The following is a 15914-nucleotide window of genomic DNA, read 5'->3' as shown; positions in this document are numbered from 1 at the left end:
ATCTGGTTAGCCGTGCCGGCGAAGGAAGTCTGCCAGCGGGATGCTGTCGATATGGTCGGCAAACAGGCACCCGCCCTCGGTGCAGTTGTAGGTCTTGCAATCCGGATCCTGGGTCATCTCGATGAAGCACTCACGATACCACAGATAAGCCGGATCCGTGTAGAACCACTCGCTCACATGCGGATTGAAGAAGCGCGGATAAAGTTTGTCAAGGTTTTCCTTGCCGACGAGGTCAACAGCTTCATGATAGTACTGGGTATTGTAGTAAGGCGTATCGCCGTAATATCCCAGATCCATTCCCGTAACCGCCACATGCTTCTTGCCGAGAACTGCATTGGCCATCATCCAGCAGGCCGAGCCCACATTGCCGCCTGCGTTGACCGCCGGCAAACCGTTGAGATCGTAGAACGTCCGAGTAACACTGTCCGGCAGGTCGGGATCATCCATCATGGGATTCCACCAATAGACTTGCATGCCGGTCTGCAGGACGCGATCAACCACGGCCTTGGACGCCGAGGTGCACAAGGCGATACGAATTTTCGGCCCATGTTCGTCGAGCATGCGCAACACTTGCACGTTGGAACTCACCTGATCGGCGAAGAATTCGTCCATATCCTGGCGTGCGTAATAGTCATCGGCTTCGATCTTCTCGCGGGTGAGTTCGGGATCGCCGAACCAGCGGACCACGCGGGTCGCATGGGGATCCAGGGTCACACACAGATCAGGGACGATGCCGTTGCGCAGACAATAGGCGATGGCGCTTTCAGTCACCACCAGTGCGCCCTTGTAGCTGGATTCCCTGATGGTGGCCAGGGGATCACGACGCTTGATGCTGGGGCCGGCGGCGATAACGATGGCGCTGTCGCCCTCGCCCACCACTTGGTGGCGCAAATCAGCCAATGAACGTCCCTGTGACAGCAATTTGCTGTTGCGGTGAACGTTCTCAACAATCGAGGGCCCAACGCGATCCCAGGTGATTTGATCCATACGCCGGACCAATTTATACGCCAGTTCACCGTTCTGGGTGGCTTCCATCATCGTCCGAAATCCGATCTTACTTATCGCCGTTATTGTCCCACATAACCTTTTTCTTGGAGACGAAGGCAATGCTTCCGCCCAGACGCTTCAGCGCCTCGCGCTCGAAGCGCTCCTCCAGGGATTCAGTCTTGTCTTCTTCCACAACCTTGTTCTTCGGTGTGAAGTTTCCCCTGAGAAATTCCATGGTCATCCTCCCTTGCGGCCAATGAAGAAGAACTCGTAAGCAGGCAGCACTCCGCCCTTGACCAGACGCGCATCGGCATCACGCAGATAGAGGGCCAATTTGGCATTGGTCGCCTCGTCGAAACGCAAGCCGCCGATGACCTCGTGGAAGAAGGCGTAGGTATCTTCCTCGTGAACCACCTGAAAGCGACTGAGCATGACCCTCATTTCTTTGTAGCCGGCTTCGTTATCGTTTGGCGACTGGGTCTTGTCACCACTCTCATCGACGAATTCAACCTCTTTCTTGATCTCGTGAAAGAGCTCTGCTCTCTGTTCCGGGGTCTCGGGAATCGGCAGCGTTTCGTGATAACCGCCACCTAAGGACAGCAGCAACCGGATCAGGTAATGCAGCTCGATCATCGGTTCAGAGATACGGTCACGGGTGGGCTCGTGGACCAACACCACCCCTCCGGGCTTCAGCAGTTCTTCCACTCTTTGGCCAACACCGCCCTGGTCGGGAAAGTGATGCAGCGCCCCCATGAACAACACGGCGTCGAATGAACCGGCCACCAATTCAGCGGTGGTCTGGAAGTCGTCCACCAAATAGCGCAACGGGCCCCGTTCCGCCTTCCAGGGGTCTTCCTCTGCGTACTTGCGAGCTACGGCCACCGCTCCGGTGGAAACATCAATGCCAGTGACATCGTGACCGGCGCGCGCCAATTCCAACGCCAAATAACCTGGGCCGCTGCCAACTTCCAAGATGCGCAAGGGCTGTCCAGGCTCTGACCGGGCATGCTCCCGTAATGCCTTGTCGAAGCGGGAGAACAATTGGCCAAAGTCCAAATCGACATAGGCCTTTCGACGCCAGGGATTGGCGTAAAAATAATCACAATCCTGAACCCGACGAAGATCAGGGATGTGACCATTTGCGATGCGTTCAGCGATTTGGCGATCGAATGCTTCAGCCTCGCCGTGAATGTCAGACATGAAAAAACAGCTCCGAAGAGACAAAAGATCAAGATAACCAGTTTTGTAGCTTCCAATCAAGTCCCGCCCGATCAGGCCGAGCGCCAACAGCACCTTCACGCTCCACACTATCGCAACGGAACCAGAAGTGGCGGGCGTCGTAATAAAGCAACAACCTGGGAATGCTCAAGTACTTGTCCTTGCCATACATGCGTTCGCCGGTGCCCAGCATGTCCCCAATCTTCTGGCCGTCGAACCACAAACGGTAGGTCGTCTGATAACAAAAATCCTCAAGGGTCTTATCACTGCGATCCTGGTACCAAGCCTGGATATCGTAATCGCTGTGAAGCAGACGCTCCACACCTTCGAAATTCTGCCCGGCAAACACCGGCCCCACGTCGCGGACCAAAGACGCCCAACGGCGCGACGCTTCCAGGCCGGCGCGCTGGGCGTCTGTCAGCCGATCTCCCGCGACGTCGAACAGGCAATCATACGCAAACATCAGCGCTTCCTTGGCGCGGTCGATAACCACCATGGCCCGGAATCGCCGCAACAAGTTGTCACCCAACTCACCGGTCAGCAACTTGGCGTAGCTCTCCTCCGTGTCAAAAAACTCCTTGATCAATTCCGGCGCATCGAACAATTCGATCCGCGTCTGGCGGATGAATTCGTCGTAGATATCCGAGATCGGCGACTTGCCGTCCCGGATCAGCTCCCACGCCCGCATGATGAACTCGAAAGGCGACAGGCCGAGTTCTCGCACATGCTTCTCGATTACGTCGTATTGCGGATCGCGGAACAAGATGGTGGCGTAAGAAAAGCCCCGGCAATCCAGGTAATCCTGGAACGAGAAAGTGCTCGTGGCGATACACACTTCCTCGACCTCGAAGCAGCGTTCACCGGCATAGGTACCGATACTGCGGGAAACCAAGCGCCACTTAGTCTGCATTTCGTACAAACTACGTTGCTCTTTGGACGCAAGCGGCGTGCCCTTGAGCATCACCAAGGTAAGCGGGACAATCAGATCAACGCCAGCCTCAAGGTAAATCTTCATGCCGTCTAAAAAGGATTGCTTGGTTTCCTTAGGCATGGGGATGATGTAGTCAGCAGCGGTTTCCATCCGGCGCTTTTTGACCTCGCCCAACACTTCGTGCCACTTCTCGCCCCCCAGGTTCTTACGCTTGATGATCTCCAGTGTTTCCTGGTTGAACGACTGGGTCGAGCTGTAGAGCTGGAACTTGTTGTCCAGCATGTCCGAGACCGAAAGAATGCGTTCATGCTGTGACTTGCCGCTGGTGACGTCGAAAGCGTTGGGCCAGTGATAGATCTCGCGCAGTTCACGCAAGATCGTCGCCACCTCCACATCTTCCTTGTACTGCCCGAAATTAGAATCGGTAATCGCCAGCACCAGATGGGGATGATCCTTGACCTTCTCGGCGATGAGGTGCAACTCCTCGCGCACCCGTCCCATGCTGAAGCGACCAACCTTGGAATACCAAGATTGCGAAGCGTCGCAGAAGGCGCACTGATAGGGACAGCCGCGCGCCAGCTGGACCATGGGCGCATGTTCGCCGTCAAAGAAGTGATCCATCAACCCCATCAAATAGGGGGACGGAATTACGTCCATGTCCATCAGACGATCCGGGCGCGGTCCATGAACCAACTCGCCGCTTTGCGGGTGGATCGACATGCTGCCCAGTTGCGGATTGGACATCAAATGCTCAAGCGAGACACCCTCGGCAAGACGCTCCATCAATGCGGCGAAAGGCACTTCCCCTTCACCGTAGACGTGAATGTCGATGGACGCGTGCTTGAGCAAAAACTCACGGCAGCTTTCGAAATCTTCGGGTATCGGGAACTCGGGGCCGCCAGTGACGCAGATAATATTCGGATTAATTCGCTTGGCGTGACGCATGGTCAGATAATTAAGCTCGGCATTCCAGCAGTAATGCGACAATGCGAGCACATCAACCGACTCGTTCCTGATGACAGTCAGCAACTCATCCGGATCTTCATGCAACGTGACCTTAACCCGATCACCAAGCTTGGATAAGAGATACGAAGCGATGAAACCGATCGCCACTGGCATGAAGCTAGAGTGGCGGCCCGAGGTGGTATGCTTCATGCTGCTGAGCACGATTCGCAGAGGGCGCGCAACGACGGCGTTCATAATATCCAACTCCATTAATCGAATATAAGGTGCCCACTACAACGGCGATCGAGACAGCGCCTGCCAAAACCGCTCTGCCGGGCTCTGGCCGCACTCTGAGTCACAATATAGGTCTAAAACGACAGCAGGGTCGAGAAATTCGTTATTTGTCACCGCCTCGCCCAGGCGCGAAATATCCGACTGAACATTAAGGCCATCGAAATAGGTCGAATCCAAGGTGGACGGCTTCAGGAAATAGGCGACCATGGGTGTCCCCGACGCCAGGACTTCCAGCATCGCCCCGGACACCATGGGCCCGACGACCAGATCCGCCTCGCGCACATAATCCTCGAAACGGCCATGCTTTCTGATTTCAACCTTCAACTCGAAACGCCGTGCGATTTCTTCGTAATATTCCTCGCGCCACATACTGGGATGCATTTTAAAGATAACGCGTTTGTATCCCAGTTGATTTAATTGGCGTACACCTTCAACGAAGAATTCGTATTGGGACAAGTAAAGTCCTCGGACGTCGGAAAACGCCGGCACCAACTGAAGCAACAAGGCGACATCACGACCGCCCCCTGACTTCTTCATGGCGGTGTACTTAGCCAACACGGGATTACCAACTCGCACCGAGGAACAGGCGGCGCCAATCCGTTCCAGCCACATGTCGTTGAACTTGCCCCAGGACAGGCAGCGTTCGACCAACGCTTCCTGACGCGATTCGCAGCCTAGGTTATCGAAGCGGATATTCTGCGGAGCCAAGGGTGAATGCCAAATATAATCGGCGGGAATCCCCTGCGCCTTCCCTAATTCAAGAAAAATCGACAATGGCGGGCTTTTGACACCATCGACAACGATTCGACTAGGGCGATAGCGCCGCAAGAACGCTTGAACACTTTTGACCTGGCGGGCCAACGGCAACAGGTTGTCGAGTGTCAGCACACTGGCGCGCATGAAACGACGCATCGCTTCTTCAAGACCTTCAGCCGGTTCGCTCCAGTGCGCTTCGTAGACTTTCACCATGGCCGCAATCTGTTCCCTCTCCTGCTGCGTCAGACCAACGCTCGGATAGGGACAGGGCAAGATGTTCGCGCTCCAAAAGCGGCGCAGCAAATTAAGGGTTTTAGGCAGGGTCGGTGCCAGCACCATGGGCTGGCAATCATCGGCGGGATCGGACTGTAGGAACGAGCGCACCATGTTCCAATTAGCGATGACCAACGGACGGTTGACCCGTGGACGCAAACGGCGCTGAACCGCCACCATGACCGTCATGGCATAGCCATGGAGCGCCAGACCACATTGCTTGGCCAACTTGTGCCAACCGGTAGGCGGCGCACCTAGCGTCGATGGCGCGGCGGCCAGGGCCGGGTCACCCGGCAGCACCGGATCCAGTTGGTCATCGAAGTGCACCCCCATGTCGCGAGCGACGGTGGCGACGATCAGATGACGCAAATCCGGCGACACCAAATAGCGATCGACCCAGTAATCATAAAGGGTCACCTCACGACAGCTGAATTCCGACAACAGCTTGCGCAGGGCCAAGTCCATACGGTAATAGGCTGAGACGATATATTGCGCCGTGCTGCAAAACTGGCGCCCCAGCGACACCCCGTGAAACAGCGTGTGATCCACGCCGTCCAGCCACACCCAATCATTGGCCCTCAGCATGATGTCCATATCGAGCGGATCGGGGGCGTGGTTGTCGATCAGCGCAGTTTCAAAATGGACGCAGTGCCAGCCGTCCGTCACCGCCGATTGCCATAACAGCCAATCGCAGATGACGACCAAGGTGTCGGCATCCTCCTTGTTCAAAAGCGCCAAATGACGCGGCGAACTCACCAGCGCCAGTCGGTTGTATCGGCTGTTTAACGTGGCGGGTCGGTCCGTCAGGGAGTGCGGCTTCATGATTTCATGCGACCTCCGGCAGACCAAACCGGGCCTCGTAGATCCGACTGCCTGCGACGATCGCGTCGAAACACGCGGCGGAAACGCCGTCCTTGATTTCCTTGAGTTTCGCCTGCTGCTCGGCAACATCAAGGCAGCGGGGAACGCGTTCACGCGCGTAGATGGTGCGCATCTCTGCCGGAATTTCGGTTCCCAAGAAATCCGCCAACTTGCCCAATTCCTCTTCCGGATTCACCGCCATGTGCTCGAAGCACAAGGTGTAGACGTGGCTACTGGCGTCGGCGCCCAGCCGCTTCATGGCATCGTCGTATGTTTTCTCGGCAGCGAGCACGCCCATAACAGAGCGTTCCAACGGTGAAGCGACAGCGTATTCATCGACCTTGTCCATAGCCCACCACGGCACCGGAGCTTTATCGGTGGCCACGGTCGGTGTGAACGCCAAGGGGTCTGTGCCATAACGCTGCCCCCAGCCGCGCCGGTACCAGGACATCACTGTATCAACCGGATGACGCAGTGGATTGATAACGATCAATCCGGGATGCGCCTCAAGAAACACTTCGATGTTGGGGAGCGTATCATGGGTAACGAAACAGGGGATGTAGCCTTCTTTCCGGTATTTCTCGACGGCACGCCGACCATCTGGCTCGACGCTGCGCTGAAGTAATGACGTGAGGTTGAGCGACTTATAGATGCTGTACTGATCGGTCGACCGTGTGTTGAGGTGGCGACCAACCATGCGCTCGTAGCTGAAATAATTCAGCGCCATACGGATCGACGCTGCGGCAGTGCTGGAATCGACGAATCCCATTCGCCACAACAGGCCCCAGTTCTCGATCTCTACGGCAATGTTGACGTACTCAACATGCTTCAAGTTGGACACTAAAGGCGTGACCAACATCTTGCCCGTCCGAGTCAATCCATCGACGAATACGCACTTTTCCGTCAGCGTCTCGACCATCTGAAGTTTAAACTGGGACATTGAGAGAGAGTCCTTAGATCGAAAGAAAGTTCCTCAGGATACCGAGGCCATATTCGCCACTCTTTTCAGGATGGAACTGCATGCCCCATCCCGCATCGGACTGAATAGCGGCGCAGACGCGGTGACCACCATAGACACAATCGGCAACACGGGCCGCCTGCTCGGGAACCGCCATAAATGAATGAACGAAATACACATCCGACGCGCGGTTGCTTGGTTGCAGGAGATCCGGTAGCGCAGTGCTCCCCTCGCTGGGAATCAACCGGTTCCAGCCAATCTGCGGGATCTTCAGCCGCCGTCCCAAGGTATCCACATTCAGCACCGGGACAACCCGGCCTTTGAACAAACCAAGACCTTGGCATAAACCGAACTCCTCGCTTTCCTCAAGCAAGAGCTGCATGCCCAGGCAAATGCCTAAATACGGACGACCCGATACCCCGAAAGATCGGATCGCATCGACAAGTCCCTTGGCCCGCAATCGCCGCATCGCCTCGTGAAAGGCTCCCACTCCGGGAATGATCAAACGCTCGGCACGAGCAATCGTCGTTGGATCCGCGCTGATAATCGGCTCAGCACCACACTGACGTAGCGCGCTGGCAACGCTGAAAATGTTTCCACTTTCATAATCGACAATGGTGACCTTGGCCGTCATCGACTAGACCCGGCGCGCCACGGCAAATTGGCGGAAATACCCATCACTTCCCGACGGGGTTTCATATTCCTCCACCAATTCCATGTTCTCCCGTAGCCAATCGAGCACAGAAGTCCGCGCCAAGTAATGGGAATAAGCCTCGCTGCCTTCGGTCTTGGTGTACGAGGTGGATTCGTAGAATACCACGCCCCCGGGCTTCAACATCGCCTCGACCTTGCCGAAATAATCCCGGGCGGCGGTGCGCTCATGCCCGTCAGCGGTGTAGAAGGCCGCGAGAGAAAAAACGACGTCGTATTGTAGCGGGGCGATAAAATCCTCAAAGGAACAGGTGAAAAAATCAACCTTGCCTGACACACCCAACGCCTGGGCGGTGGCGCGGCCGATATCGTTCAGATAGCCGTTCCATTCGACACCGTGGGCCGAGCCGCCGGTCATGGCGAATTCGGTCACGAAGAAACCAAAGTTGGAACCGATGTCCAACACCACTTTGTCAGCGCCGAGAAAACGGGTAAGGCCGTATTCGGTAATCCGCTTCTCCACCGACCATCGAATGCCAGGAAATTGAATCCGTTCATACGATTGATAGGGCCGCTTCTTGTTATAGCTCTCTGGAACTTCAGAGATTTCTTTTTCCAAGATAGCGGCAATGGTCTGATGAAGATCGGAAAAATCCGTAGTCATCGAGTCTGACTTTCTTACATGAATTCACGAATAACGAGGCCGACCGCACGTGCATGCGACCGCACGTCAGATAACGTGACCTCGTTGTAATGCAGAACCCGAGCCATTGCTACCGCATCTGCTCCAGCCTCGGCGGCTTCGACCATGTCTGTTGACCGCCCCATTCCACCGCTGGCGATCACCGGAACGGACACGGCTTGCGTAACGGCGCGCACCAAGTCCAGATCGAAGCCCGTCCCGGTACCTTCCCGGTCAACCGACGTCAGTAAAATCTCGCCGGCGCCGAGTTCTGTCCCCCGCCTGACCCAGTCGATCACATCCAACCCGGTCCGTTCCCGTCCCTGATCGCAATACGCTTCCCATTGGTTTCCAGTGCGTTTGGCCTGAACGGACAAAACCATGCATTGAGCCCCAAAACGGTTGGCGATTTCCGAAATCAAATCCGGGCGACGGATCGCCTCGGTGTTGACCGCCACCTTGTCGGCCCCTGATTGCAGCAACCCCTTGGCGTCCTCGACCGATCGAATGCCGCCGCCGACAGTGATCGGGATAAAAACGTTTTTAGCGGTTTCACGCACGAGGTCGGTGATGGTATTGCGCTGGTAAAGGCTGGCAACGGCATCAATGTAAACGATCTCGTCGATCCCATCATGGTAATAGCGTTCGGAAAATAATCGAGGATGCCCCAGCTTGCGCAAGCCTTCCAAATGGACGCCCTTGATTAGATAGGGCGCCTTGACATCAAGCCGTGCGATCAAACGAAAGGACATCGAGGTATTAACCTCCCTGCCAGACGGTGTTACGCAAACTCCACGCGCCATCTTGATACCGCCACAGATGGGGCGAGCGGTATTGATCACTCAATCTCATGAAATATTCGCGGTCCAAGATCGGCCGTTCGAACATCATGTGCGCTTCCGGAAACTCTTTTTCGGTGATGCTGAGATAGCGGAAGATCTCGTCGGCGAAACGCTCAGGCCATTCGCCGTCATAACGCCGCACCAGCGCCACGGCCTCGTTCCGGTCGATGTCGCCGGAACGAACCTCTTGGGCGGCATCGTAGGTGGCGCGACCGATGCCGAACTTGATGAACGTGGTGTAGTAGTGAAAATCGTCGATACGATCATCAATGCTGTTGTACTTGCTGTAGGTGCCGGGCGTGCGCTCGGGCGACGGTTGGAACCCACCGTGCTCGACTGAGTAGTAATAGCAGCTTTGCGGGTGCCATTTCAGATAATAGCCCAGGTAGTGAACCTCGACACCGACCTTGCCCAGCTTTTCCGGATTAGCCGGCAGATACGCATCCAGATCATTCTGCTTCAGGCCGAATTTTTCCTTCAAATCGGCAACCGACACACCCCCCAGGAAGATATCGCTTTCGGCGTTGGCGGTGAAATACGTCCAATCGCGTTTGGCCTTTTCGGCGTCGCCGCGCGGATTGCCGTATTCGGCTTCGCTTTCGCCATAGATCACCAAGGGAATGTCGTAGAGCGCCGCCATTTTAGGGGCCAAGTTCTTCTGCCCCAAAATAAAAGCTTGGAAGGGATGGAACAACACGTCCACGGCCAACCGGGTCAACAAACGGTGAACCCGGGCGTTGGGGGTGAACAGATTGTTGTCGAAACCGGCGTGAATCCAGCGCTGAAAATTGTCCCAGCCCCACGGCGTATAGGTATGCGGGGCCCAGGTCACGGTCAGCGGCGTCATGCCATATTTGTACTTGAGCACGTGAGCGGCATAGAAGCTGTCCTTGCCCCCGGAACCCGGGACAAGGCAATCGTAATGGCCGTCATTGCGACGATAGCGGTCACACAATTCGCGCAATTCACGGTCGCGTTCGGACCAGTCGATCGTCAGCGCCTTTTGTTCCGATAAACGGCAGGCGTCACAGATTCCATCCGCGTCGAAATGGATAGTGGCTTTGTGGCTGTCGGCGGTGTTGCGGAACTCCACCGAAGAATTGGGCCGCTGATTCGAGATCACGCATCGCTTGCAGAACTGAACCGTCGCCGGCAGCCCGTAACGTGCCATACCGCTGCCTGCACCCTCGAAAGGACGAGTATCAATGGAGGACGGGTAAATGATTTTTTGCATGGCTACTTTTGACTCCCCGTCACCAAGCGGTCCACCCGCCATCGACCACAACCATCTGGCCGGTCATGTAGCTGGACGCGTCGGAGGCAAGATAAACCACAGCGCCCACCATTTCGTCCACATTCGCCATGCGTCCCAACGGCACGCGTGCGCCATAATTGTCCTGAAAGACCTCGTTTTGGCCGCTCTCGATCCCACCGGGAACCAAAGTGTTGACGCGGATGCCCTTGGGCCCCCACCACGTGGCGAGATAACGGGTCAAACCGCAAACTGCGGCTTTTGAAGCCGAATAAGCCGGCGGGGTGCTGATCCGGAAGCCCATGTATTGCGAACCGTCGTAAATGCGGAAATCGGGGCCGACGACACCATAGGTGGACGAAACCTGAATAATCGAACCGCCGGTGCCCTGGCTGAGCATCTGCTTGCCCACAGCCTGAGCCACCAGAAACACACCGTCCAGATTGACGCTCATGATGTCGCGCCAGACATCGAAGCTGAAATCTTCAAAGGGAACGAAGAAATCCTGGGGATTTTTGCTCTTGGTGGCTGCGTTATTGTGAAGAACATGGATTCCACCCAGTTCCGCCACTACCCGCTTCACCATGGCGTCCACCTGATCCTTTTGCGACACGTCGCAGCAGACGCCGATGGCCCGCACACCGTATTCCGCGCACAGGGCTTTTGCCTGGGTCTCGCAAAGCTCCGGGTCAAGATCGACGACGGCCACGTCGGCACCGAACGCCGCCAAGCCCCGGATGATGCGGACGCCTTGAATACCGGTACCGCCGGTGACTACCGCCACCTTACCGGCCAGCGAAAACAGATCGCGATTCAACTGCTTTCCGGTGCTCATTGCTGCTTTTCCTTGGCCATCATCAGTTGGACGAATTCGAAATCGATCAGGTTGTCGATATCCCACGACCGTTCTTCGGGCATCACGAACAATTGGCTGTCTTCATAAAAGACCTTGGGGTCAACCATGAAGCGATCCCGGCGCCAGACATATACGGCAGCGTTCATGTCGAACACTTGCGGACCGTCCTGACGGCGGAACGGCGGATTTGCCAAGGGCTTGACCAAACGAACGAAACCGCCCTCGTCCCATTCCATCTGGTTGAAATAGGGAGACTTGCGGGCCGGAGCCCCCGTCAACACCGATTGGCACCCGGTCTTGTCGAACAAAGCGACGGCGCCGACCACATCGTCATCACCGCGCAGCGGTGAGGTCGGGTCCAGATCGACGATCGCGCCGATATGGATGCTCAACGCGGCCTCAACGGCTTCAACCGCGTGCTGGATGGGCGGCAATTTAGAAGCCGTATCCGTGGCCATGGAATCCGGGCGGCGAATGGCGAAATCGACCCCGTATTCTCTGGCGACCGCCAGGATTTCCTCTGAATCCGACGACACCGCGATGCCGACGAACAAATGGCGTAAACGCTTGGCTTGCTCGATGGTATGGGCGATTAACGGCTTGCCCTCAAGCAAGCGGATGTTCTTGCTGGGCAGGCCCTTCGAACCGCCGCGGGCACAGATGGTGCAAAGACGCTTCATCTTGAGATCCATTCTCCGGTCTTGGCTGCCTGTTCAGCAGCAGCGATCAGCTCCATGACATTCTCACCCTCGGCCAAAGTGCAGACACTTGTGGGAGAAGTGGCCAGTGAATCTGCGTGCAGGGCGGCAAAAGTGGAATTGCGATCCACCGCAATCGTCTCGACGACGCCGTCAACGTCAAGCGTTCCGGCGACCAAATCGGCGCGAACGCTGCCGCTATCGGTCAGAACGACGATTTCCCGGTGCACTTGGCTGTCGAGAAAATTCAACGCGATGGTCAGCACCGGGGTGCGCTCTGTTTCAAGAAGCAAGGTGAAGATGTCATCGGCCTGTAGTTCCAGGTGACTGAAATGACCGCCGATCGCAGTAACCCGGCGCCATCGGCCAAACAGCCACATCACGAAGTCCAACTCATGACTCAACTCGCGCAGAACACCGCCGCCTTGGTCGCGATGGGCGGAATAGCCCTGGCGATAATCTTGTTGCGACCGCCATTGCGGCAGGTACTGCCCCACATAGGAATGCACTGCCAGGACGTTGCGGTCGGCAACCACACGGCGCAACGCGGCGATCACCGGATGGAAGCGCAGATTGTAGCCCACCACCACCCGCGCGAAATTGTTCGCCGGAAGCGGCTTTGGCACGTCGTAGAGCGGCTTCTCGACGATGACCACGCCGTCATAGCCGGCGGCGGCGAGAGCCGCCAGATCGGAAGCGTGCTCGATCGTGCGGCTTGCCACCACCACCAGTCCCGGACGCCACACCGCCAGGGCTTCAGCGACCGAGGCAAAGCGGTCTGGCCACGCCACCGTGCGGCGACTGACCACTGCGACGTGATGACCGGCAGCACTCAGGACTTCGGCGTGGCGTGCCCCGATGGAACCAAAACCGATGACAACGGCCTTCATCGCGCAAACACCTCTGCAAATTCCAGGTTGGCCCGCTTAAGGTCGTCATGGCGGCCAATATCCAACCAATATTCACGCACAGGGAAAGCCGCGACGGCATTGCCGCCTTCGATAGCCTTGGCGTAAAGCTCGGTCATGTCGTAGAAGCCCGTATCGGGCATCAAGTTCAGCAAATGCGGGTTGATCACGTATATCCCGGCATTGACGAAGAAGCGCTGAAGCGGCTTTTCTTCGATCCGGATGATCCGATGGGCATCCATCTCGACCACACCAAACGGCACTTGGAAATTGTACTCGCGGACACACATCGTGGCCGCAGATTTGTGTTCGCGATGGTAATCAAGCAAGTGACTAAAATTCACGCTGGTCAGCAAGTCACCGTTCATGACGATCAACGGGGCCGTGGGTCGATCGGGCAACAATCGCAGGGCGCCAGCGGTTCCCATGCGCTCGTCTTCCTCGATGTAGATGATTTGGCAGCCAAGACGAGAACCGTCACCAAAATGCTGTTTGATCAGCTCGCCCTTATAATTCAGGGAGACAAAGAAACGACGGAAACCATGGTCGATAAAACATTGGATGATGGTTTCCAAAAGCGGCTTGCCGCCGACCGGGATCAACGGCTTGGGAACGTCGTCGGTAAGCGGACGCAACCGGGTTCCCAATCCGCCCGCCATTAGCACTACCCAGTTATCCTTCCCGCCAGCGTCTTCTTCGTCGTTAAGCGCGGCGATGTCCAGCACGATGCCATCACCGTCAAGCAAAGGCATATAGCGGATGCTGGCGCTGCGCATGCGAGTGATTACTTCGTCACGCGCCACTGAAATCGACGCCGTGATGGGAGTATGGTTCATGACGTGCTCCGCCGGAGCAGACAGATCAAGACCACGCAGCAATGCTCGGCGGACATCGCCATCGGTAATCGAACCGAGCAGACGACGCTGTTCGTCCACCACGAAGACGATCTTCTGCTGTGTGGAATCAAGGGCTGCGATAACCGAGCGCGCCTCGGCATCGGGTCCAACCAGATTTCGAACCCAATTCCTCACGGACGCATAGCCTCCTTCCGGGGCGATACAGGACCGGCATAGGTAAAACGGTGACCATGCAGATCAACGTAGGCGCCGGGGGCGTTGGGGAAGGTCACCGCCCGAATACGGCGCTTGACCTCATCCGCCGGCATTTCAAGAGTAATCTCACAAAGCAGGTCCAACTCGGATCGCTTGAACGGTTTACGTGTCCACTTGTCCGGTTGCTCCGGCAACGGCTGCCCGACCGCCAAACGGTCCATGACCTCGTAGAACAAATCCAACAACGCCGCATAGCAGCGTTGGGTCACGGCATAAACCGTATCGATTGGCAGGACGGGGAAACGACGCACCCCGACAATGGCGCCGGTATCCACCTTTTCCAGCATGTGGTGACACGTGACACCATATTCTTCGACCTCATGATAAAGGGCGAAGTTGGTGCAGCCGCTCCCCGGATATTCCGGTGGACCCGGATGGAAGTTGATGGACGCCTGTTTCGCACGGGCCAGCAAGTGTCCCGGTACGATGTAAGGCGACAAATATGACACGATGTAATCACCCTGCCACGTGTCGAAAACCGCAGGCCGCGGATCGCCCCGCCGAGCCAGAACGAATGTCGTCTCGGGAAAGTGCAGCCGCATGTACTCCACTGCCCGATCGCAAAAAAAGTCGTCACGCTTGCCTATAAACAGGATCGATGCCATGAAAGCTTCACCACTCCACGATCAGGTCATCAGCATCATAGTCGCACTTTGCCGGACGTCCTAGCAGGCCCCAATAATGCATGGGCGAGATGCCGCTTCCGGGACGTTTGACATCCAGGTTTTCCGCCGAGAACAATTCCCCCGCCTTGATAGCGCAGGCCGCCACCAAGCTTTTCCGAGCGATCTCCATATTCTTAATCTCGGCCTCTTGAGCACATTTGACCCCGTCACCCATGGCCCACTCGACGGCGCGAATGCCCTCGACCATGGCCTTGAGTTCCAAGGGTTCCAACGAGGCCTTGTGGTCAGGACCGGGCAAGGTCCGGTCCATGGTGAAATGCTTTTCGATGATTGCCGCACCCAATGACGCACCGGCAATCGGTATGGCGATGCCAACCGTGTGATCCGACAGGCCGACACGCAGGCCAAAGGCCGCGCGCATGGTTTCCATGGCTTTTAGGTTTACCGAATCGAATGGTGCCGGATATTCGGTGGTGCAGTGCAGCAAGGTTACCCGTTGCCGCAGCCGAACCCGGCCCTCGGTGACTTGCCACGCCTGAGCCAACCGCGCCGCGTCGGGCGTCCGGGTGGGTTCGAGCATGCCGAAGGTCAGCACCTGCAAAGCAGCCTCCACCTCGCCCAGCGCGCTCATGCCGGTGGACAAGATGATATCGCGGCCGGTACGGGCGGCATCCAACAACAACGGTCCGTTGGTCACCTCGCCCGAGGGAATCTTGATCAGGTCAAGTCCCACCTCACCAGCCAAATAGGCCAAGCTTTGCCGATCGAACGGAGTCGATAAGAAGCGAATGCCACGCTGACGGCAATAAGCGATCAACTCATCATGCATGGCGGGCGTCAATTCCAGCCGGCGCAGCATGGCATGCTGCGATTCCGCCGAATCGGTGGTGACGTTTTGGTAGTCGGCCTTCGGCGCCCGTTGGGTCGCCATACGGTCGGCCTTGAAGGTCTGGAACTTGACCACGTCGGCGCCGGCGGCGACAGCGGCATCGACAAGGGCGTGGGCCAAAGCGATATCGCCATTATGGTTGACGCCGGCTTCGGCAATGATGAGGCACGCCATG

Annotated in this window: 16 protein-coding genes; all 16 read right to left on the bottom strand. The window is 56.8% G+C overall.

The window, feature by feature from the left end:
- Nucleotides 1–6: 6 nt before the first annotated feature.
- From MGMSRV2_RS16850 to neuB, 16 genes are read right to left on the bottom strand one after another with little or no spacing between them, the layout of a single operon-like run.
- Nucleotides 7–1038, bottom strand: a complete 1032-nt coding sequence (locus tag MGMSRV2_RS16850; protein ID WP_024081568.1) for a 6-hydroxymethylpterin diphosphokinase MptE-like protein — start codon at nt 1036–1038, stop codon at nt 7–9.
- Nucleotides 1039–1054: 16 nt separating this feature from the next.
- Entirely contained in the window at nt 1055–1222 is a 168-nt protein-coding gene (locus MGMSRV2_RS21505; protein ID WP_158497782.1) for a hypothetical protein, read from the bottom strand.
- A 2-nt stretch (nt 1223–1224) separates the two neighbouring features.
- The gene (locus MGMSRV2_RS16845; protein WP_144084328.1) at nt 1225–2280 is read right to left on the bottom strand and encodes a class I SAM-dependent methyltransferase; all 1056 of its coding nucleotides are present in this window, start codon (nt 2278–2280) and stop codon (nt 1225–1227) included.
- Nucleotides 2216–4336 (bottom strand): B12-binding domain-containing radical SAM protein, encoded by a 2121-nt coding sequence (locus tag MGMSRV2_RS16840; protein ID WP_144084327.1) that lies wholly within the window; start codon nt 4334–4336, stop codon nt 2216–2218. Before MGMSRV2_RS16840 ends, MGMSRV2_RS16845 begins: the two co-directional genes overlap by 65 nt.
- Nucleotides 4337–4372: 36 nt before the next feature.
- Complete coding sequence (locus tag MGMSRV2_RS16835; protein WP_024081564.1) at nt 4373–6226, bottom strand: hypothetical protein; 1854 nt, start codon at nt 6224–6226, stop codon at nt 4373–4375.
- A 4-nt stretch (nt 6227–6230) separates the two neighbouring features.
- A complete protein-coding gene (locus MGMSRV2_RS16830) occupies nt 6231–7184 on the bottom strand; it encodes a sulfotransferase domain-containing protein (protein WP_158497781.1) in 954 nt (317 codons plus the stop codon).
- A 34-nt stretch (nt 7185–7218) separates the two neighbouring features.
- Nucleotides 7219–7857 carry an imidazole glycerol phosphate synthase subunit HisH gene (gene hisH / locus MGMSRV2_RS16825; protein ID WP_024081562.1) on the bottom strand — a complete coding sequence of 213 codons (639 nt, stop codon included), beginning with the start codon at nt 7855–7857 and terminating at the stop codon, nt 7219–7221.
- A 3-nt stretch (nt 7858–7860) separates the two neighbouring features.
- Nucleotides 7861–8538 (bottom strand): class I SAM-dependent methyltransferase, encoded by a 678-nt coding sequence (locus MGMSRV2_RS16820; RefSeq protein ID WP_024081561.1) that lies wholly within the window; start codon nt 8536–8538, stop codon nt 7861–7863.
- A 14-nt stretch (nt 8539–8552) separates the two neighbouring features.
- Nucleotides 8553–9308, bottom strand: a complete 756-nt coding sequence (gene hisF / locus MGMSRV2_RS16815) for an imidazole glycerol phosphate synthase subunit HisF (protein ID WP_024081560.1) — start codon at nt 9306–9308, stop codon at nt 8553–8555.
- Between the two features lie 7 nt (nt 9309–9315).
- Nucleotides 9316–10632: an N-acetyl sugar amidotransferase gene (locus MGMSRV2_RS16810; protein ID WP_041633712.1), complete on the bottom strand. Its 1317-nt coding sequence runs from the start codon at nt 10630–10632 to the stop codon at nt 9316–9318.
- 19 nt (nt 10633–10651) lie between these two features.
- A complete protein-coding gene (locus MGMSRV2_RS16805) occupies nt 10652–11551 on the bottom strand; it encodes an SDR family oxidoreductase (protein ID WP_197538540.1) in 900 nt (299 codons plus the stop codon).
- On the bottom strand, nt 11482–12186 hold the full coding sequence (locus MGMSRV2_RS16800) for an acylneuraminate cytidylyltransferase family protein (RefSeq protein ID WP_024081557.1): 705 nt from the start codon (nt 12184–12186) through the stop codon (nt 11482–11484). The genes MGMSRV2_RS16805 and MGMSRV2_RS16800 overlap by 70 nt, the downstream gene beginning before the upstream one ends.
- Nucleotides 12183–13094 (bottom strand): Gfo/Idh/MocA family protein, encoded by a 912-nt coding sequence (locus tag MGMSRV2_RS16795; RefSeq protein WP_024081556.1) that lies wholly within the window; start codon nt 13092–13094, stop codon nt 12183–12185. The genes MGMSRV2_RS16800 and MGMSRV2_RS16795 overlap by 4 nt, the downstream gene beginning before the upstream one ends.
- A complete protein-coding gene (locus MGMSRV2_RS16790; protein ID WP_024081555.1) occupies nt 13091–14143 on the bottom strand; it encodes a nucleotidyltransferase family protein in 1053 nt (350 codons plus the stop codon). The genes MGMSRV2_RS16795 and MGMSRV2_RS16790 overlap by 4 nt, the downstream gene beginning before the upstream one ends.
- Nucleotides 14140–14829: a formyltransferase family protein gene (locus MGMSRV2_RS16785; protein ID WP_024081554.1), complete on the bottom strand. Its 690-nt coding sequence runs from the start codon at nt 14827–14829 to the stop codon at nt 14140–14142. Before MGMSRV2_RS16785 ends, MGMSRV2_RS16790 begins: the two co-directional genes overlap by 4 nt.
- 7 nt (nt 14830–14836) lie before the next feature.
- The gene (gene neuB, locus MGMSRV2_RS16780) at nt 14837–15913 is read right to left on the bottom strand and encodes an N-acetylneuraminate synthase (RefSeq protein WP_024081553.1); all 1077 of its coding nucleotides are present in this window, start codon (nt 15911–15913) and stop codon (nt 14837–14839) included.
- Nucleotide 15914 lies beyond the last annotated feature (1 nt).

Origin of the sequence: Magnetospirillum gryphiswaldense MSR-1 v2 (assembly GCF_000513295.1) — a bacterium.
GTDB classification, from domain to species: Bacteria; Pseudomonadota; Alphaproteobacteria; order Rhodospirillales; family Magnetospirillaceae; genus Magnetospirillum; species Magnetospirillum gryphiswaldense.
This window is presented reverse-complemented; position numbering and strand designations above follow the sequence as displayed.